15 protein-coding genes are annotated in these 19,877 nt (G+C 69.9%); 6 read left to right on the top strand and 9 right to left on the bottom strand.

The window, feature by feature from the left end; all coding sequences use genetic code 11:
• Window positions 1–70 precede the first annotated feature (70 nt).
• Entirely contained in the window at window positions 71–1,186 is a 1,116-nt protein-coding gene (locus NZH93_RS03975) for a hypothetical protein (protein ID WP_259621524.1), read from the bottom strand.
• A complete protein-coding gene (locus tag NZH93_RS03970) occupies window positions 1,183–2,217 on the bottom strand; it encodes a helix-turn-helix domain-containing protein (protein ID WP_259621523.1) in 1,035 nt (344 codons plus the stop codon). Before NZH93_RS03970 ends, NZH93_RS03975 begins: the two co-directional genes overlap by 4 nt.
• 248 nt (window positions 2,218–2,465) lie before the next feature.
• Here NZH93_RS03970 and NZH93_RS03965 point away from each other — a divergent pair, with 248 nt between their 5' ends.
• The 3 genes from NZH93_RS03965 (at window position 2,466) to NZH93_RS03955 (ending at window position 5,464) form a co-directional block, all read left to right on the top strand.
• The gene (locus tag NZH93_RS03965; protein WP_259621522.1) at window positions 2,466–2,705 is read left to right on the top strand and encodes a hypothetical protein; all 240 of its coding nucleotides are present in this window, start codon (window positions 2,466–2,468) and stop codon (window positions 2,703–2,705) included.
• An 88-nt stretch (window positions 2,706–2,793) separates the two neighbouring features.
• Window positions 2,794–3,546: a hypothetical protein gene (locus tag NZH93_RS03960; protein ID WP_259621521.1), complete on the top strand. Its 753-nt coding sequence runs from the start codon at window positions 2,794–2,796 to the stop codon at window positions 3,544–3,546.
• 70 nt (window positions 3,547–3,616) lie between these two features.
• Entirely contained in the window at window positions 3,617–5,464 is a 1,848-nt protein-coding gene (locus NZH93_RS03955) for a DNA/RNA non-specific endonuclease (RefSeq protein ID WP_259621520.1), read from the top strand.
• Window positions 5,465–5,467: 3 nt separating this feature from the next.
• Here NZH93_RS03955 and NZH93_RS03950 read toward each other — a convergent pair whose 3' ends face one another.
• Entirely contained in the window at window positions 5,468–9,784 is a 4,317-nt protein-coding gene (locus NZH93_RS03950; protein WP_259621519.1) for a GDSL-type esterase/lipase family protein, read from the bottom strand.
• A 297-nt stretch (window positions 9,785–10,081) separates the two neighbouring features.
• Here NZH93_RS03950 and NZH93_RS03945 point away from each other — a divergent pair, with 297 nt between their 5' ends.
• Both NZH93_RS03945 and NZH93_RS03940 read left to right on the top strand, forming a co-directional pair.
• Entirely contained in the window at window positions 10,082–10,774 is a 693-nt protein-coding gene (locus NZH93_RS03945; RefSeq protein WP_259622152.1) for a GntR family transcriptional regulator, read from the top strand.
• A gap of 113 nt (window positions 10,775–10,887) precedes the next feature.
• The gene (locus tag NZH93_RS03940) at window positions 10,888–11,547 is read left to right on the top strand and encodes a restriction endonuclease (RefSeq protein ID WP_259621518.1); all 660 of its coding nucleotides are present in this window, start codon (window positions 10,888–10,890) and stop codon (window positions 11,545–11,547) included.
• On the opposite strand, the gene NZH93_RS03935 is transcribed toward NZH93_RS03940, so the two are convergent.
• The 5 genes from NZH93_RS03935 to NZH93_RS03915 are packed head-to-tail and all read right to left on the bottom strand — an operon-like array spanning window position 11,480 to window position 17,116.
• The gene (locus NZH93_RS03935; RefSeq protein ID WP_259621517.1) at window positions 11,480–12,979 is read right to left on the bottom strand and encodes a sugar ABC transporter ATP-binding protein; all 1,500 of its coding nucleotides are present in this window, start codon (window positions 12,977–12,979) and stop codon (window positions 11,480–11,482) included. The genes NZH93_RS03940 and NZH93_RS03935 overlap by 68 nt on opposite strands.
• Window positions 12,979–13,923, bottom strand: a complete 945-nt coding sequence (locus tag NZH93_RS03930; protein ID WP_259621516.1) for an ABC transporter permease — start codon at window positions 13,921–13,923, stop codon at window positions 12,979–12,981. The genes NZH93_RS03935 and NZH93_RS03930 overlap by 1 nt, the downstream gene beginning before the upstream one ends.
• Window positions 13,920–14,939, bottom strand: a complete 1,020-nt coding sequence (locus NZH93_RS03925) for an ABC transporter permease (protein ID WP_259621515.1) — start codon at window positions 14,937–14,939, stop codon at window positions 13,920–13,922. The genes NZH93_RS03930 and NZH93_RS03925 overlap by 4 nt, the downstream gene beginning before the upstream one ends.
• Window positions 14,936–16,024 (bottom strand): mandelate racemase/muconate lactonizing enzyme family protein, encoded by a 1,089-nt coding sequence (locus NZH93_RS03920; protein ID WP_259621514.1) that lies wholly within the window; start codon window positions 16,022–16,024, stop codon window positions 14,936–14,938. The genes NZH93_RS03925 and NZH93_RS03920 overlap by 4 nt, the downstream gene beginning before the upstream one ends.
• Before the next feature lie 30 nt (window positions 16,025–16,054).
• Window positions 16,055–17,116 (bottom strand): sugar ABC transporter substrate-binding protein, encoded by a 1,062-nt coding sequence (locus NZH93_RS03915; RefSeq protein WP_259621513.1) that lies wholly within the window; start codon window positions 17,114–17,116, stop codon window positions 16,055–16,057.
• A 183-nt stretch (window positions 17,117–17,299) separates the two neighbouring features.
• Between NZH93_RS03915 and NZH93_RS03910 the strand changes: the two genes are divergently transcribed.
• Complete coding sequence (locus NZH93_RS03910; RefSeq protein WP_259621512.1) at window positions 17,300–18,394, top strand: VanZ family protein; 1,095 nt, start codon at window positions 17,300–17,302, stop codon at window positions 18,392–18,394.
• Window positions 18,395–18,503: 109 nt separating this feature from the next.
• On the opposite strand, the gene NZH93_RS03905 is transcribed toward NZH93_RS03910, so the two are convergent.
• Window positions 18,504–19,784: a cytochrome P450 gene (locus tag NZH93_RS03905; RefSeq protein ID WP_259621511.1), complete on the bottom strand. Its 1,281-nt coding sequence runs from the start codon at window positions 19,782–19,784 to the stop codon at window positions 18,504–18,506.
• Between the last annotated feature and the right edge of the window lie 93 nt (window positions 19,785–19,877).

Genomic DNA, 19,877 nt, shown 5'->3' with positions numbered 1-19,877 from the left:
CCGCACCACCGAGCCTAATGGCTGGTCACGGTGCGTGGATGAGCGTCTCGCCACATGAACACCGTCGGGTCTACCTGACGAGGGCCGGGGCCTTCCGACGCACGGTGACCTTGGCGGCAGCGGACAACCCCAGGCTGGTCAGAGCCGCCCGCGACCCATCTCCCGCCGGGTGCCATTCGACGAACGCCCGCCACACCTGGCGGTCCTGCCGCAGCGCGTCCAGGTAGTCCACGCACAGCTCGGGCGTGATGGTGAGGCACCGGCCGCGCGCGGCCTTCAGCGAGGCGACCATGAGCCGGGTGTCCGCCGGGCTCCGCCGGGCCAGCTCGACCTTGTCGAGGACGTCGGTGATCAGCTCGCGGCGGCTCTCGAGGAAGTCGCGCCAGTACCGGGCGTCGGCGTCGGTGATCGGACGGCCGTCGTCCAGCAGCGCGAAGACGCCTTCGGCCAGGCAGTCGCCGAACTCCTCGACACGCGCCCTCAGCTCGTTCGCGAACGGGTCGTACGGCTTCTGCTCGGCCCGGCCCGTCACGGCGGTCGGCAGCAGGCCGTCGTCGTCCAGCAGGAAGAACCAGTCCTCGTTGTAGACGTTCGGGAAGAAGGAGGTCATCGACCGCCTGCCGATCGCCAGCGCGCCACCGCCGACGAACGTGTTCTGGAACCCGCCGACCGCGCGGTAGGCGTGGCAGACCACCGAGTTGTCCGGGAAGCCGCCGATCTCCAGGCCGACCCCGGCGTAGTCGTCGACCAGTCCGGCGGCCCTGGCGAGGTCCTGCGGGTCCGGGACCCGGATGTCGTCGTCGAGGAAGACCACCCGGTCCCAGCCCGCGGACCTCGCGAACAGCAGTCCGAGGTTCCGCTTCAGGCTCGTGTCCGTCTTCCGCTCGAACCGCTGGCTGGCCAGCATCGTGGTGGTCCTGAAGCTCGGCAGGACGTCGGGGCGCACGTGGTCCACGTCGATCGCGGTCACCTCGACGCCGTAGTCCTCGGCGAGCCTGAGGGTGCTCCCGGCGTCGGCGCGCCCGCTGCACAGGACCAGGAGGTGGCTGTCGACGTCGCGGGCGAGGCCCATGACCGTGCGGAGGTAGGGCGGCGTCCGGTTGGTCGGGACGATCAGCGCGTCCACGTCCGCCACCCGTCCGTCCACACTGGCCAGCAGCGAGGTGTGGTCACCGCTCTGCTTCACCGGTGTTCCTCGGACCACTCGTGCAGGACGTTCTCGGACAGCGTCCAGTCCGGGGTGAGGACCTTCCTGTTCACCACCGAGACCCTGGTGATCACGCTGTACGCGTCCTGTCCGTCGAACCGGTGCTTGAGGTAGCCCTCGTTGCGGTCGCGGAACTTCGAGTCGGTCAGCGCCCGAACCGCGCCGAGGGTGCCGCGACCGAACATCCCGCTGCAAATGGTGACCGTGCGCTTCCTGTTGTACGGGTTGAGGCCCCGGTAGAACTGGGCCACGTCCTGGACCAGTTCCCCATCGGCCAACACGGGCGAGAAGACCGTCGTCCTCCCGTCCTCCACGACCTCGAACCCCCCGACGTCGGATACGTTCGGGCGGCCCTCCTGGTTCACCGGCACCTCGGTCTGGTCGATGACGGCCCTGGTCGCGATGTTCCAGTCCACACCGCCGAGCAGCACCAGGTGGGTCGTGTAGTCGTCCTCGCTGAGCGCGTCGGCCGTGCGGAAGTGCACCACGCTGCGGGGGTTCACCGACCGGATGTGGCCGTGCAGCTCGATCAGCGAGTCCAGGTCGGCGTAGGAGTACAGCTCGACGTAGTCGGGGTTCGCCGGGTCGGTGAACGGGGTCCGCGGCACCTCCTCGGCGGGCAGCTTCGCGACGACGATGGTGATGATGTGCGAGTCCGGGAAGTACCAGAACCCCCGGCCGGGGTTCACCGAGGCGCCGGACTCGGCCAGGCCGAGCAGGTCGGCGAGCAGGCGTTCGCGGACCTCGGTCTCGGCGGCGGTCAGCTCGGACTCGTCGAGGACCCGGTAGGTCTTGCCCTCGACCGAGCGCTTCGTGGCGAAGAACGTGGCGTAGGCGGCGAGCCGGGCCGGGGGCGGCACCTTGCCGTTCTCCCACGAGGAGAGCAGCGGGGTGCTCGCGCCGAACACCGCGGCCAACTGGCCCTGGGTGATGGAGAGGCCTGGCCAGCGCTCCACGCGCAACGCCCTCAGGCGACGCGCGAGCGCTTGCGGCGGACGGTCGGCAGGCACGTGCCAACACCCTTCAGTGAAGTTCAGCGCATGTACTGAAGTGAGCAAGATACATGATGGATCTCCTGCCTGGATCGCGCCATCCGAAGTCGTTCACAGACTGATCGATCGGTCATAGACCAGCTTTTGTCACTTATTTCGTCTTGCTGTGGCCCGCGTCACCCCATACAGTCAACTTGCTGAAACTTCACTGAAGTTCAGTGACCCACCTGAAAGTCCCACCAGGTCCATCTACCATGGGGGCACCGATGCACACACTTCAAGCAACAGCCCAGGCAACCCAGTCAACCAACTGGAGCCCGTTCATCCTGATGGGGCTCATCGGCGCCATGATCGTGGTGCTCGGCCTCTCCCGCCTGCTCCGCAACCTGATCGGCGTGATGTCCAGCCTGCTCATCTCGGCGGGCAAGGCCATGAGCGGCATCACGACGGTTCTGACCATGTTCACGCTGGTCGTCGCGGTCTTCATGGCGGTCTCCGCGGTGTGACCGGCGGTGCGGGGGCGGACAGCGACCTGGCGCGATCACGAACCCCGGACGCCGGGCACCCCGTCCCCCGCACCTATCGTGGTCCACCATGAGAAGCACTCGGGCGGCTCTCCACAGCGCTGTGGACCGGTCCGCTGACGGGCGGCCCGCGCACCTGGTCGTGGCGGAGCGGTTGATCGACAACCTCCCCGTCGGCCGGAACACCTACAAGGACCCGGCGCAGCGGAACGTGGTCAGGTGGGGCAGGCGCGGGGTTCCCGAGAGCTGGGTGAACCAGAGCCAGTGCGCGTCGTTCATCACGGCCGTGTTGCGGCGGGCCTACCCGAGGTGGGCCACGCGGTGGTTCTTCGCGAAGCACTTCGGGTCGCGCAGCCCGTACGCGCGGGGCTACCTGAACGCCTTCGCCAGTGGCGGGGTGCCGCACTTCGCCGTGGTCGCCGAGGTCGCGGACCTGCGGCCCGGTGACCTGATCGCGATCGACTTCCGCCAGGACCAGGGCACCAACACGGGGCACATCGTGATGGTGCGGGAGGTCAAGGAGGTCTACGACGGCCGGAGTTCGTTCGAGGGCGAGACGCAGTACGCGGTGGAGGTCGTGGACTGCACGTCGGAGCCGCACGGGGTGTTCGGGGTGGGTGACTACCCGGCGTTCCCGGACAGCCGGATCGTCGACGGGTCCACGCAGCACACCGGCGCGGGCTACGGGCACATGATGTTCTACGCCTCCGACGCCACCGGCGGGTTCAGCCGGTACCGCTGGAGCGTCAACAGTTCCGCGTCGTGCACGACCGGCGAACGGCCGATCGTCGCGGTGCGCGTGGAGCCTGGGCTGTTCGGGTGAGCCGCGCGCGACAGGGCTAACACCCCTCCGACACCGGGCGACAGCAAGGTGATCGGAGAGGAAGTGCCCCATGGCCCCCAGGAAGTCCGCCAAGGGCCGCGACGAGCTGATGGTCTCGCTGCGGCGGTTCATCCGCGCCAAGGGCTCCGACTTCCTGCGCGACGGCAACGTGTCGTCCATCGGCGTGGGCTACAAGCACCAGGACGGCAAGCCCACCAAGGAGATCTCCGTCCAGTTCACCGTGCGGCAGAAGGCGCTGCCGGAACAACTGGAGGCGCTGGGCACCGTCGAACTGCCGTCGGTGATCGTCGTGGACGGTGTCGAAGTCCCGACGGACGTCCTGCAACGGGACTACAAACCGGACTTCAGGGTGGTGTCCGAAGCCGCCGCGGTGGAGCGCAAGACCCGCGTCGACCCGATCGCGCCCGGTGCGAGCGTCGGCCACGTGAAGGTCAGCGCGGGCACGATCGGCTGCATCGTCTACGACAGGGCCGACGGCACGCCGTACGTGCTGAGCAACTGGCACGTGCTGCACGGGTCGAGGGGCGCGCTGGGCGAGGACGTGGTGCAGCCCGGCCCGCACGACGACAACCGGATCGACCGCAACCGGCTGGGCAGGCTGGTGCGCTCCTACCTCGGCAAGGCGGGCGACTGCGCCATCGCGTCCATCGAGGACCGCGAGTACGACACGACCGCGATGGAACTGGGCGTCGCGGTCAACCAGATCGGTGAGCCCGAACTGGGCGACAAGGTCGTCAAGAGCGGCCGGACGACCGGTGTCACGCACGGGGTCGTGCGGCGGGTCGACACCCTGGTGAAGATCGACTACGGCGGTACGGCCGGCGAGTGCGAGATCGGCGGCTTCGAGATCGGTGTCGACGAGCGGAACAAGCCCGCCGACGGCGAGATCAGCTCCGGCGGCGACTCGGGCGCGGCCTGGGTGTTCAAGCTCGGCAACGGCCGTCCGAGCAAGGTGTTGGCGGGCCTGCACTTCGCGGGCGAGGGCGGTGGCGATCCGGACGAGCACTCGCTGGCGTGCCTGCCCCGCTCGGTGTTCGAGAAGCTGGAGATCACCCTCGACCCGCCGCCCGTCCCCACCGAGGCGGTGCCCGCGGGTTTCGACGTCGACTTCCTCGGCACCCGCGTCGGGACACCCGCGCTGACCGCGTCCACTGTGGACGACGCCGTGCTGGTCGGCGGCACCGAGCGGATCGACTACACGCACTTCTCGTTGGCCATGAGCAAGTCCCGCCGGTTCGCCCTGTGGGTGGCGTGGAACGTCGACGGCGGCTCGATCCGGAAGCTCGACCGCAGCGGCATCCCGTTCGTCAAGGACCCCCGCGTGCCCGCCGAGTTCCAGGTCGGCGACGAGCTGTACCAGAACAACCGGCTCGACCGCGGGCACCTCGCCCGCCGCGCCGACCTGCTCTGGGGGTCGAAGGCCACCGCGACCAAGGCGAACACGGACTCCTTCTACTTCACCAACATCACGCCGCAGATGGACGACTTCAACCAGAGCGCCCGCAACGGGCTGTGGGGCAGGCTGGAGGACGCCCTGTACGCCGACGTCGAGGTGGACGGCCTGCGCGTGTCGGTGAGCGGCGGCCCGGTGTTCGGCGCCGACGACCGGGTCTTCCGCGGGGTGGCCCTGCCACGCGAGTTCTGGAAGGTCATCACGTTCGTCGAGGCGGGCGTGCTGAAGACCAGCGCGTTCCTGCTGACGCAGAACCTCGACCAGCTCGAAGCGCTCGACCTGGACGAGTTCCGCGTCTTCCAGGTGACGCTCGCCGAGCTGGAGCGGCGGACCGGGCTCGAGTTCGACCGGGCGCTGCACGGCGCCCAGGTCACGGCTCCCGAGGTGCTGGAGGCGGCGGACCGCGCGCCGCTCTCCAGCACCGAGGACATCCGCTGGTCGTGAGCGCTACAGCCTGCTCAGGTCGACCACGGCGGCGAGTGCGGCGTTGCCCGCGTCGGACGGGTGCAGGTGGTCGCCCGAGTCGTACTCGGCCTTGAGCCTCAACGGATCCCGCTCGTCGCGCAGCGCGGCGTCGAAGTCCAGCACGCCGTCGAACAGCCCGCCGGTGCGGATGAACTCGTTCACCGCGCCGCGCGTCGCCTCCATGGACTCGGTGTAGGCGCCCCAGCCCTTGATGGGCGTGATGGTCGCGCCGAACACCTTGATCCCCTTGGCGTGCAGCCGGGTGACGAGGTCCCGGTACCCGTCGGCGAACTTCCGCGGATCGGCCTGCCGGGGGTCCTGGTGGAGGTCGTTGACGCCCTCCAGCAGGATCACCGAGCGGACGTTCGCGCGGTTCAGCACGTCGTCGTCCAACCGTGCTGACGCACTGCGCCCGTAGGCGAGTTCGCCGCCGTCGAGCAGCAGGCGGTTCGCGCTGATCCCCGAGTTCACGACGCCGAGCCGGGAGGTGGCCGGAAGCTTGTTGATCCGGTCCGCCAGGTAGTCCGGCCAGCGGTGGTTGGCGTCGGTGGTCGAGTAGCCGCCGTCGGTGATGGAGTCGCCGAGCGCCACGACGGTGCCGAGCGCCCGCGACCCGCGCACGTCGACGTCCTCGACGTAGAACCAGGACCCGGTCCTCCGGTCGAACCGCGCGCCGGACGTGTCCATGGTGAAGTCGCCCGCGTTGCTCAGGAACGACGTCTGCTGCGCCGACGGGTGGTAGCTCACCGGCCCGGCCGCGTACGAGCTGTGGGTGCTGATGAGCAGGTCCGCGTCCTCCGGCACGGTGAAGTCGAGCGGGTCGCTCCGGATCTCCGCCCCGGCCGGGATGGTGACGCCCTGGCGTCCGCTGAACGTCAGCGCGCGCACCGAGCCCTCGACCGCGTCGGCGTTCTCGGCGTTGGCGCGCAGGGCGATGGACGTGTGGTCGAGCACCAGCGGGCCGGTGCCGAACCTGTTGGAGAACCGCACCCGCGCCGCCGTGCCGCCGACGCTCGTGTGCACGACGCTGCGGATGGTCTCGTTGGTGAACCAGCCCTGCGAGCCCACGATCGGCGCGGCTTGAGCGGTCCCCCACGTGCCGACCCAGTCACCGTCCGAGGCCGGTTTCCCGCCGTGCACCTCGACTTCCGCGAGCGTCAGGTAGTCCTTCTTGGACAACTGCAACATCACGTACCGGCCGCGGACACCGGGCTTCTCGACAGTCACGACCGGCGCCGGACCGGTGTGGTGGCTCGACCAGACCCCGGCCTCGCGGGACTGCCGCTCCGGGGTGAGCGAGGTGTCGAACGGCTGCTCGGACACGAACGTCCAGTGGTCGTCGAGCCGCGCGGTGCAGCAGTCGGTGCGGTTCCACACGTTGATCGCGGAGATCGGCTCGGACGCCCCGAGGTCGACCTGCCACCAGGCGTTCTGGTCCTCGTTGGTGTGGCTCACCGAGTTGTTGCCGAACACGCCGTTGGTGTCACCGTCGACGACCCGCGAGGCCGCGCCGCCGTAGGCCTCGGAAGACGCGACGGCGGGCTTGCCCCGCGCCAGGTTCGGACTGCCCGCCAACGCCATCGCGAAGATGTGCAGCGCGGGCACGTCCACACCCACCTCGGAGCCGACCTGCGGCAGCTTCACCGACTTCACCGTCTTGGCCGGGTCGAGCGCGACCTCGGCCGCGAAGACGTAGACGCTCCTGTTGTCCCGCCCGTTGTTCGGCGCGTTGCGGTACGGCGTCGTGATCACCGGCGTGACCCCGTCCGGCGGCGCTTCGGCCCAGTTCGGCGCTCCGACCGTGTAGTCCAGCGTGGTGCCGTCGGTGTAGTTGACCGTTCCCTTGCCCGAGGTGGCGTAGGTGCTGGTGAGCAGGAAGCCCAGCGTCGGCGACGAGCCGATCAGGCCGACGGTCTGCCCGGCGGCGAGGGTGTTGTTCGGGGTGCCCGGTGACGCGGTGGGCCAGGTGTAGGTGATCCCGTTCCACCGCAACGGCCCGCCGGGCACGACGCCCTTGGTGGCCAGCGCCTCCGCGGAGTACGTGTAGCCGAAGCCGTCGACGTTGCCCGGCCCCGTGTTGTCGTCGGACGTGACGCCGACGTTGCTCGACGTGGTGCTCAGCCCGCGGCACAGCGTGGTCGTGGCGTCCACGTCGGCCGCGCTCGTGCCCGAACGGGTCGTGACGGACACCGCGCCACCGCTGGAGTTCTTCGGCAGCTTCACGGTCAGGTGGTTGGAGGACACGAAGACCGGCCGGACCGCCCTGCCCGCGACGGTGACCTTCGCCTGCGGGGTGAAGCCGGAGCCGGAGATGAGGATGTTCTCGGTGCAGGTCGGACTGGCGAGCGCCACGACGGGCGCGCTCCTCGTGGTCAGCTCGCGGTACCCGCCCTGGAGTCCGGCGGCGGCGAGCACCTCGTTCGGCACCTCGCCCGCCTGCGGGTTCTGGCCGATCAGCTTGTTGCCGCCCAGGTCCTCGTTGCCGACCGGCGCGGGCGCGCAGCCGAACGAGTTCAGCGTGCCGACGCGGTAGTTGTCCTCGCGGCGCAGGTGACCCGTGGTCGAGCAGCCGCCGTTGAAGCCACCGGTGTCGTTGTACTGGACGTTGCCGGTGATGGTGACGTAGTCGCCGCCCTCGTCGTTGTAGATCGTGTTGGCGGTCTTGGCGCCGCTGAAGTTCACGTTGCCCCGCACGGTCAGCCCGTGCTCGTAGCTCCGGCCCTGCGGCCCGCTGGTGTACACGGCGCCGCCGTCGTACCGCACGAGCATGTTGCGGTACACCAGGTTGTAGGAGATGTCGTTGTCCCCGTTGTGGTTCGGGTTCTCGTCGGGGAACGTCGAGTTGGTCCGCCACCCGCCCCACCCGGCGGAGATCCCGCTGTACGGCACGTCGGAGATCTCGTTGTGGGTGATGGTCGTGCCGCGCGTGTACCCGGCGACGATCGACGGCGCCCCGGTGAACTCGACACCCGTGCGGTGCAGGCGGTTGTTGTCGATCGTGTTGCCCGTGGGGAACGCGTCGCCTTCGGCCAGCGGGTTGTCGACCGAGCCGAGCAGCAGACCGATGCCGGAGATGTCGGTGAAGGTGTTGCCGCGCACCACGGCGCCGACCACGCCGTGCTGGAAGCCGAGTCCGGCTCCGCCGAGGTGCTGGAACGTGTTGTCCAGGAACTCGACGTCCTTCGTGCCGGTCAGGTCGACGGCGGCGTCCGGCCGGGTCCAGGACGCGAACGGGCACGTGCCCTTCGGTTCGGAGTAGCCGCACAGCCCCTGCGACTTCGAGCCGCCGACGCCGGTGATGGTGAAGTTCGCCTGCATCTCCACGAAACCCTCGTCGGACGCGGGCCGCAACCACGTGGAGTGGGCGAACTCCAGGCCCTGGAACGTGACGTCGTGCAGCGGCGCGTCAGCCGTGGTGGTCGTGCGCAGCAGCCCGTCGAGCTTCGCCGCGGTGAACCTCGTCCGGCGCGGGTCCTCGCCCGGCTTCGCCTGGTAGTACAGGACGTGCGTGGTGTCGTCGAGGTACCACTCGCCGTCGCTGATCAGCTCGAACGCGTTCTCGACCAGGCTCGGCCGCGCGTCGGTGGGGAACGTCGGGAACCCGCCGTGCGGGTTGTCGCCGTATGGCCCGCGGGGACCGTAGGGGAGGTCCATGTTGTCCCAGCACGGCTGCCGCATCGTGATCGTCGTGCCGCTGATCCCGGCCACGGCGCAGCGCGGTTCGCTCCACGAGCCGTGCCCGTCGGCGAACACGAACTCCAGGCTGCCGGGGTTGCGCCACGACGCCATCGAGCTGTCGGCGGCCGTGTAGCCCGTGGCCGTCTGCGTCAGCCCCACCGGAGCCGTGCCGCCCGCACGGGTCAGCCGGACGCCGTCGGCGTAGAGCTGCCGGGTCCTCAGGTCGGCCGGGGCCTTGGCGCTCCACAGGTTCCCCGCGCCCCTGGTCCACCCCGAGATCGGCACGCCGCCGCTGAGCACGGGTGTGCGGCCGCCTGCCGCCTCCCAGCGAACCCGGTGGCCGTGCGTGCCGGAGTCGGCGGCGGTGAACGTCAGCGGCGCGCCGAGCGCGTACGTGCCGCCCTCCAGGCTCACCACGATGTCGCCGCGCATGGACGGGGCCAGTTCGCGCACCTTCCGCTGCGCCTGCGCGATCGAGCAGGGGGAGCGGTCCGCGCACGTCCCGCCGCCTCCCGGTGACACGTGCAGCGTGGTCGCCCGTCCCGCCGAAGCGGGGCTGACCACGACGGTCAACGCGAGGAGCGCGCTCACCAGAGCGGCGGTGAACGATCTCGACACCATTGTCGTTCGCTGTCCTTCCGGTGGGACCAGGGACCGGGACGATCAGATATCAGATATGAAACTGCTCCTTCCTACCGCCGCGCCTGACGCGCGTCAACAGGTCAGAGGTCGGGCTCGTCACGGCCTCCGCGATTGGTCCAGGACCAAACCGGCCACATGGGGTAAGATCGGATATCAGATATGAAGTAGTCCTCATTTTGCCCACGCCGACTCGCTCGTGGCGGCGGTCGGCGAACGCGAGGAGCGGGCCTAAGATCGAACGACCGGGTCGGAAGGGAACGAGGGAGGTTGACCACAGTGCCCAAGGACGCGCCGTCAGGTCTGCCGCGGTTGACACCGCCACCGCGGACGATGCTGCGCGACACGGTCTACGAGGCCATCAAGGGCATGCTGATGGACAACGACCTCGCTCCCGGCGCCCGGCTCTCCATCGACGGCATAGCGCGCGAGCTGGAGGTCTCCCCCACCCCGGTCCGCGAGGCGATGACCAAGCTCGAATCCGACGGCCTGGTCGCGAAGCGCCCCCACGCGGGCTACATCGTCGCCCCGCTCATGGACCAGGTGTCGCTGGACAACCTGTACGAGTTCCGCCTGCTGATCGAGCCCGCCGCGGCGGGGCTGGCGGCGAGCGGCGCCTCCAAGTCCCAGGTGAACCACCTGCACAAGGTCGTCAACGACATGGCGAGCCGTCCCAACGGCGAGAACTACCAGGGCTACCGGGACTTCGCGGTGCTGGACGCGCTGCTGCACCGGACGATCGCCGAGGCGTCGGGCAACCACCTGATCGTCGACGCCCTCTCCCGGCTGCACGCGCACACGCACAACTACCGCCTCTACTTCCGCACCGGCATGGCGGACGAGACCAAGCGCGAGCACGAACTGGTGGTGCAGGCCATCGCCGACCAGCGACCCGACGCCGCCGAGGCCGCCATGCGAGCCCACCTCACCTCTTCCAGGGCCCGCCTCCGCGCCGCCTACCCGCGGCAGTAGCCAACCTCCTCCCCGACGCCCGGAACCACCCGATCGACGGTGTGCTCCCACCCGTCGGGACCTGTCGGCGTCGCCCGGCCGTCCAGCACCCTGGACGGCTACGAGGGGGGACGATGGCCGCACGGCGCCGCAAGAAGGCGTTCAGGGGTTGGTGGGTCGGCGGAGCAGTCGCCGCGGTGTGGCTGGCGGTGCTCTTCGTCCAGGCACACCCGGGGTGGTCCGCCGCGATCTTCGCCGTGCTGTCGGCGATCGGCACGGCCGTGCTGGTGGTGCGGCAGCGAAGGCGACTGGCCCACGAGGCGTGGCAGGCCGAACGGGACCGGGCGATCGAAGTCACCGACGGCATGGGCGGAACCGACTTCGAGTGGTGGACCGCCAGGCTGTTGGGCCGGTCGGGGTGCGTGGACGTGCGGGTCGTCGGTGGGGCCGGGGACCTGGGCGCCGACGTGTCGGCCATCGCGCCGGACGGCTACCGGATCGTGGTGCAGTGCAAGCGCTACAGCACGAACAACAAGGTCGGTTCCGCGGCGTTGCAGCGCTTCTCCGGCACCGCTCGGGCCGTCCACGGGGCACACCACGCGGTGATCGTCACGACGTCGACGTTCACCAAGCCCGCCAGGGACTTCGCCGCGACCATGGGGATCGTCCTCGTCGACCGCCCCGCTCTTGCCGAGTGGGCACGCACCGGCGTCGCCCCGATCGCTTTCACTCCGCGTCCTGGTGGATCAACCCCATCACGCGGTGGCTGGTCGGTTCGTACTCGTGGTCGTTGACCACTTCGCCGCACACGTGGAAGTCCCGCATCACCACGATCCGGTCGGCGAGGGTGACCATCTCGACCAGGTCGCTGGTGATCAGCAGGACGGCGAGGCCGTCGGTGGCCAACTGCCAGATCAGCTCGTGGAACGCGGCCTTGGTGCGGACGTCGATGCCGACCGTGGGCTCGTCGATGATCAGGATCTCGGTCTCCGCCGCCAACCACTTGGCCAGGCTGACCTTCTGCTGGTTGCCGCCGGACAGCTCGCCGACCAGCTTGTCCGTGGACGACAGCCGGATGCCCAGCCGTTCGACGTAGGTCTCGGCCAGCGCGCGCTCGCTCTTCGCGGAGACGCCGCCGATCCGCGTCCGGAGCCGGTCCCACACGGCCACGGCGATGTTCTTCGTCACCGGCTGGTCGAGGAAGAGCCCTTCCTCCTTGCGGTCCTCCGGCACGTACCCGATGCGGTGCCCGCGCAGCGCGTCGCGCACGTCCTTGATGTTCACGGCCTTCCCGCGCACCCGCAGCTCCCCCGCCGTGATGGCGGACAGCCCGAGCACGGCCTTCGCCAGCTCGCTCCGCCCGGCGCCGACGAGCCCGTAGAGGCCCAGGATCTCCCCCGGCCGCAACGAGAGCGAGATGTCGCGGTGGCCGGCGGCGGTGGAGACGGCCGACAGCTCCAACACCGGTTCCGCGGTGACGGCGGGCCGCGCGGGCAGGTCGACGGCGCTGTGCGCGCGGCCGACCATCGCGCTGATCAGGTCCTGCTTCGCCAGGTCGGCGAGCGGCGTGGACTCCAGCACGGACACGCCGTCCCGCAGCACAGTGACCGTGTCGCAGAGCTCGTAGACCTCTTCCAGCTTGTGGCTGACGAACAGCACGGCGGTGCCGTTGTCCCGCAGCTTCCGGATGACCTCGAACAGCCGCTCGACCTCGCTCGGCGTGCTGGCGGTGGTCGGCTCGTCGAGCAGCAGGACGCTGCTGTCCATGGACAGCGCCTTGGCCACCTCGATCAACTGGAGCTGCGACACCGGCAGTCCGCGCACCCGGCGATCGGGGTCCAGGTCGAGGTCGAGGAGGTCGAGGCACCGCTTGGCCTCCGCCCGGATGGCCGCGCGGTCCAGCAGGCCCCCCTTGGCGGGCAGGCGTTGCAGGACGATGTTCTCCCCGATGGAGAACTCCGGCACGAGGTTGCGCTCCTGGTGCACCACACCGACTCCCGCGCGGGACGCGGCCTGCGGGGAGTCCAGGTGCACCTCGACGCCGCCGACCGACAGCGTGCCGCCGTCCGGCCGGTACACCCCGGTCAAAATCTTGATCAGGGTGGACTTCCCGGCCCCGTTCTCGCCGAGCAGCGCGTGCACCGACCCCGGCTCGATCCGGAGACTCGCCCCGTCCAGCGCCCGGACGCCGGGGAACAGCTTCACCAGGTCTTGTGCGATGAGCACTACGCCGCCCCTCGACGGTGGGTGAGCACGACGGTGCCGAGCACCACCGCGCCGACCACGAAGTTGACCCAGCTCGGGTTCAGCGAGAACTGGGCGCGGGCCACGTCGACCAGCCGGATGATGACGGCGGCCAGCACGGTCCCGGACACCGACACGGCCCCACCGGACAGCGCGACCCCGCCGATGATGGGCGCGGCGAAGCTGGCCAGCAGCCAGTCGCCGCCGATGCTCTGGTTCACGCCCGGCGCGGACGCCAGCGTGACGACCGCGGCGACACCGATCAGCAGCCCGGACAGCGCGTGGGCCACCACGATCGACCGGTTGTTGGAGATGCCGGAAAGCCTGGCCGCCAACGGGTTCCCGCCGCTGGCGAGCAGATGTCGACCCGGCACCGCCCGGCGCAGGAACACCGCGAGCACGACGGCCGCGGCCAGCGCGACCAGGAACACCACGGGGATGTGGAAGATCGCGGCCCGGCCGAGGTCCCGCAGCACCGGCGAGTAGTCCGACACCGTGGTGGTGCCGACGAGTTCGTACTGGAGGCCGGTCAGGATCGTCATGGTGGCGAGCGTGACGATGAACCCGTTGATCCGGGTCAGCACCACCAGCAGTCCGTTGAGCACGCCGACGAACGCGCCGAGCGCCAGCGCGCCCGGCACCGCCAGCCACACCGGGACCCCGTGCTGCGCCATGGCGACACCGCCCGCGCAGGCCACGAACCCGCCCAGCGCGCCGACGGACAGGTTCATCTGCCCCACCGCCAGCGCGACGAGCTGCGCGAGTCCGATGAGGACCGGAACGGCGAGGTAGGCGAAGAAGGTCTCGATGGCGGACCCGCTGAGCAGCGAGCCGCCGGAGGTCACCACGAGCGCGGTGTACCCGACCACCGCCACCACGGCGAGCGTGGTCTCGTTCGACCTGAGCCGTGCGTCGAGCGTGATCACCGCCGGACCGCCTTCCGCTCGGAGATGACCTGGCGCACGCGGTCGAGCGACAGCGCCGCCAGCAGGATGATCCCCAGTGAGATCGACAGGCTCTGCACGCTGGCCCCCAGCATTGTGAGCCCCTGCCGGATGACCTGGGTCAGCGACGTGCCGAGGAACGTGCCGATGATCGACACCGCGCCGCCGGTCAGCAGCGTCCCGCCGAGCACCGGCCCGAGGAACGACGGGAGCATGAACTCCGACCCGATGGTCGCGGTGAACGAGCCGCTGGTGACCGCGAGCATGAAGCCCGCCAACGCCGCCAGCCCGCCGGACAGCGCGTGCGCGCCGACGATCCGGCGGTCTACCGGGATCCCGGACAGCTCGGCGGCGACGGCGTTGCTGCCGACCATGAGCATCTCGCGGCCCGTGCGGGCGCGGGAGTACAGGTAGCCGACCGCGAGCATGGCCAGCACCGCGAAGATCGCGAGCTGTGGGATTGCGCTCGTGCCGCAGACCGGTCCGACGCACACGTCGGCGAGGGAGAACGTCCGGAGTTCCTGCATCCCGGCGGGTTTCGTCGTGAACGCCGCCGAGGTCGTCAGCTCCGAGTACACCAGGGACACGAACCCCAGCAGCGCGAAGTCCATCGCCAGCGTCACGACGAACGAGTTGACCCCGGACGACGTGATGATCAACCCGGTCAGCGCGCCGATCGCGGCACCGGCGGCGACCCCGATGACCAGCCCGGCGTACAGCGGCAGGTGCCACTGCTCGTAGGCCAGCCCCATGAACATCGCGCCGAACGCCGCCATCCGCCCGACCGCGATGTTCAGGTGCCCGATGGACAGCACCGCCAACTGCGCCAACCCGACCACGGTCAACGTGGCCACGTCGCGCAGCAGCGGGAACACGACGAACCGGTCGTCGAAGAACGTGGGGATCAACGACCCGAACACCACGACCAGCAGGACGAGCAGCAGCACCAGCCCGGTGCGCTGGTCGGCGAGCGACCGCCGGAGGACCTGGAGGGTCACGCGACTCTCCGGTCGTCCATGGCGTCGCGGTCCCACGCGATGCCCAGGCCCGGCGTGGACGGCGCGACGGCCTGACCGTCCTCGACGGACATCTCCGCCGTCGTGATCGCCCGCAACTGCGGGATGTGCTCGACGTACCGGCCGTTGGGGACGGCCGCGGTGAGGCTCACGTGCAGCTCCATCAGGAAGTGCGGGCACACGGCCACGTTGAACGCCTCGGCCAGGTGCGCGACCTTGAGCCACGGCGTGATGCCGCCGACACGGGCCACGTCCACCTGCACGATGGACGCCGCGCCGCGTTCGAGGTAGTCGCGGAACTGGCCGACGGAGTACATCGACTCGCCGACGGCGATCGGGATGCTGGTGGAGCGGGCCAGCCGTTCGTGCCCGGCGACGTCGTCGGCGGGCAGCGGTTCCTCCAGCCAGAACAGGTCGACGGGCGCGAACGCCTCGGCCCGCCGGATCGCCTCGGCGGCCGTCATGGACTGGTTGGCGTCGACCATCAGGTCGAACCGGGGTCCGACGGCGTCCCGCACGGCCATCAGGCGTTCGAGGTCCTCGTGCGCGGTCGGCTTGCCCACCTTGACCTTGATCCCGTTCCACCCGGCGTCGACGGCGGCCTTCGCGCCGAGCACCAACTCGTCCGTGCTCAGGTGCAGCCAGCCGCCTTCGGTGTCGTACAGGGGGACCTTCGGCCGGAACCCGCCCGCGACCCGCCACAGCGGCTCGCCCGCGCGGAGGCACTTGAGGTCCCACAGTGCCGTGTCGACCGCCGCGAGGGCGAGCGACGTGATGGCTCCGACGGTCGTGGAGCGGGTGGACGCGAACAGGTCGTGCCACACGCCTTCCACGAGCCGGGAGTCCTGGCCGACGAGCCTCGGCAGCAGGTGGTCGCGGAGCAGCGCGTGCACCGCGGTCCCGCCCGTGCCGATCGTGTAGGAGTAGCCGAGCCCCACGGCGCCGTCGTCGGTGCCCACCTCCACGAAAATGGTCTCCTGCTTGAGGAAGGCCTGCACCGCGTCGGTGCGGACCTGTTCCACCTCCAGGTCGACGATGAACGCCTCGGCTCTGCTGACGACGGCCACCGCGGGCCCCTCTCCGTGCGCTCGTTCAGGTCAGGAACACTTGAGGACGCTGCTCTTGAACTGCTCCGTGAGCTGCGTCGTCTTGGCCTTGCGCTCGGTGTCGTAGGTGTCGACGTTGGTCTTGGTGATCACGAACGAGCCGGAGTCGACCGTCGTGCCCGGCGTCGCCATCGTGCAGGCGCCGGTGGCGAGCTGGGCCAGTGCCCACCCGCCCACGTAGGCCTGACCGGTCGGGTTCTGCGCGATGGTCGCCGCGACCGAGCCGTCCTTGATGCCCGCCAGGATGGTCGCGTCGTCGTCGATCGCCACGACCTTGATCGGCAGACCGGCCGACTTCACGCCCGCCGCCGCCGCGACCGCGGGGTTGTACGCCGTCGTGACGATGCCCTGGATCTGGTTGCCCTGCGCGGAAAGCAGGTCCGCCACGGCCTTCTGCGCGGTCTGGAGGTCCTTGTCGATGTCCGGGATGGTGGTCAGGATGCTGACCTTGCCGCCGGTCTCGTCCACGGCCTTCTGCACGCCCGCGATGCGGCGCTGGGTGTTGGCGTCGACGTTGTTGCCGGTGAGGTGGACCAGCTTGCCGGTGCCGTTCATGGCCTCGATGGCGGTCTTGGCCGCCTTGTACGCGGCCTCGCCGACGTCGGTGGAGAGGCAGAAGTCCGCCTCGTCCTTGTCACCGGCCGGGCAGGAACCCAGCGAGGCGACGGTGATGCCCTTGGCCTTCAGGTCGGTGAACGTGCTGTTGATGTCCGTCGGCGAGACGCCGAAGATGCCCATCGCGTTGTAACCCTGCGACGCCAACGAGTTCAGCGCGCTGTTCTGCTTCGCCTGGTCCCACTGGCTGGTCTCGTCGAAGACCGTGCCGCCGACCTTGAAGTCGGCCTTCACCTGGTCGGCCGCGGCCTTCCACGGCTGGAAGTAGGGGTGCGGGCCGCCGGGGACGAAGGCGACCTTGACGCTCGACACGTCCTTCTTGTCGGGTCCGGCCGCCGACTGCCCGGCGTCCGACCCCCTGGTGGTGCATCCGACCGTGACCGCGAGCAGCCCTACGGCCACCGCGCACAGCCTGGTCCGCTTCGCGAACGGCCTCATTGCCAGCCTCAATCCTATAGGATATTGGATAGCTGATTTCTACGACACGGTGAACGAAGTGTCAACAGGGGTGCCGCGCAGGACGTGGACAATCGTTACCAGCCCGCACCACACGTGTCACGCCGGTGCCGGGGCGGTGATCTTCGGCGCGCGCGGACCAGCGCTTCTGCTTACCCTCCGGTGATGTCCCAGTGGACCGGTCAGACCCTGTTGGCGCTGTTGGGCGGGTTCGCGCTGGCGTTCGTGCTGGTGCTCCCCTTCGTCGCGCGCAGCTACCGGCTCCGCGGCACGCTCGGCATCGGCCGGGCCGTCCTGGGGCTGGCGTTCCTGGTCTACGCGCTCGCGCTGGTCACCTACACGCTGCTCCCCCAGCCCGTCGTGGACGCCCAGTTCTGCGCGGCGAACACCGCGCTCGCGCAGCCGGTGTGGAACCCGCTGGAGTTCCTCTCCGACATGCGGAAGTTCCGCACCGGCCTCCTGTCGAACCCGGCACTCCAACAGGTGGTGTTCAACGCCGTGCTGTTCATGCCCTGGGGGTTCTTCCTGCGGCGGCTGTTCGGGAAGGGCGTCGGGACCGCGATCGCGACGGGCTTCGGGGTCTCGCTGCTCATCGAGTGCACCCAGCTCACCGGCGTGTGGTTCCTGTTCCAGTGCCCGTACCGGCTGTTCGACACGGGCGACCTGCTGTTCAACACGCTCGGCGCGGCCGTCGGCGCGCTGCTGACCAGGCCCGCCGCCGCGGTGGCCGCGGCGGACGCGGCGGCACCCCGGCCCGTGACGACCGGGCGGCGGGTGCTCGGGATGGTGCTGGACCTGATCGGCGTCACCCTCGCGGGCGTGGCGCTCGTCGTGGTCGCCAGCGCGGTCGAGTACCTCTTCTCGAACAACCGGTCGCTCGCGGTGCTCGACGCGCACCCCGTGCGGGACGCGGTGCTCGGCGAGTGGCTGCCCGCCGTGGTCCTGCTCCTGGTCGTGCCGCTGTTCAGCCACGGCGCGACGCCCGGCCAGCGGTCCGTCCGGCTGCGACCGGAGGGGCCGCCGGTGCTCTGGCGGGCGCTGATCCGGTTCCTGACGGGGTCGGGCGGCTACTTCCTGGTCAGCGGCCTGGAAACCGCGACCGGCTCGAACTCGTGGCAGGGGCTGCTCTCGCTGTGGCTGTTCGCGAGCCTGGTCGGGGCGTGGCGCACCAAGGGGCACCGCGGCCTGTCCGGGGTGTTCGCGGGCCTGCGGGTCGTGGACTCGCGGGAGGTCAGCCGTGAACCGGTAGCCGCACGGTGAACGCCGACCCCTGACCGGGCGTGCTCGCGGTGGTCGTCGGGGTGCTGGCGGGCATCCACCCGTCGATCCGCGCGGCCAGGCTCACGCCCACCGAGGCGTTGGCGACGGTCTAGCCGCCCAGCACCACCGGCAGGGCTTCGACGCCGTACACGACCGAGGTCTTGCGGAACGCCAGGTCGGCCTGCGTGCCGTGCAGCCGCATGTTCGGGAACCGCCGGACCAGCGCGGGGTACGCGGCGCGCAGCTCCATGCGGGCCAGCTCGGCGCCGATGCAGCGGTGGATGCCGTAGCCGAACGCGAGGTGGGACGGGGACTTGCGGGACGGGTCGAACGCCTCCATGTCCTCGCCCATCGACTCGTCGCGGTTCGCCCCGCTGAGGGAGCACACGACGACGTCGCCCTTGGCGATGTGCTTGCCGCCGATAACCACGTCGGTGCGGGCGAAGCGGGGGAAGGCGACCTGCACGACCGTGAGGTGGCGCAGCAGCTCCTCGACGAACGGGTTCACGACCGAGTCGTCGTCACGGATCTGGGCGAACGCCTCGCGGTCCTCCAGCAGCACCAGCGCGCCGAGCGCGAGCATGCTGGCGGTGGTCTCGAAACCGCCGGTCAGCACGCCGTCGGCCAGGCCTGCCAGCTCGCGGTCGCCGACCTCGTCGCCGTGATCCTTGATGATCATGCCGAGGAGGCCGTCACCGGGGTTCTCGCGCTGCTTCTTGACCACGTCCATGAAGTACGCGAGCGACTCGGACATGGCGCCGAGCGACGGGTTCGCGCCCGCGAACAGGTCGAACCTGGTCATGCTGAGGCGCTGGAAGTCCTCCCGGTCCTCGTACGGGACGCCGAGCAGCTCGCAGATCGCCAGCGACGGGATGGGCAGGGCGAAGGCCTCGACCAGGTCCACCGGACCGTCGGCGGCGGCCATGGCGTCCAGGCGCTCCTCGACGATGGCGTCGATGCGCGGGGCCAGCCTGCTGAGCCTGCGCATGGTGAACTCGGGTGTCAGCAGGCGGCGCAACCGGGTGTGCACGGGCGGGTCCGCCATCCCCAGGCCACCGGGGTTGCTCTCCGCGGAGAGGCCTCCGGACGTGCCGACGAGGTTCGCGAAGTCGTTGCTGAACTCGTCGACCTTGCCGAGCACCTCCTTCGACTCCTCGTAGCCCGTGACCAACCACACGTTGATGCCGAACGGCAGCTTCAGCTTGCTCACGGGCTCGCGCCTGCGGCGGGCCCCCAGTTCCGGCACGGGGTCGACGCCGTCGCGGCGCAACGGCATGAGGGCGGAATGGGGGAAGAAAGACAGCGTCGAAAGGTCCAAGGGCTTTTTCTGCAAGCGCGCGAAGTAGCCCCTTCCGAGCCTGGCGAGCACCCGAGACCGCAGATTCCCCATAGTCGACATCTTCCCCACCGTCGTTCGGTTCTCAATTCCGTCGGGGCGCACCTGGCCACCGGCGGGCCTCGCGACCCCATGGCTACGATAACC

The sequence above is a fragment of the Umezawaea endophytica genome (assembly GCF_025061645.1).
Taxonomy (GTDB): Bacteria; Actinomycetota; Actinomycetes; order Mycobacteriales; family Pseudonocardiaceae; genus Umezawaea; species Umezawaea endophytica.
The sequence above is the reverse complement of the archived record's forward strand: the minus strand, read 5'-3'. Positions and strand labels throughout refer to the sequence as shown.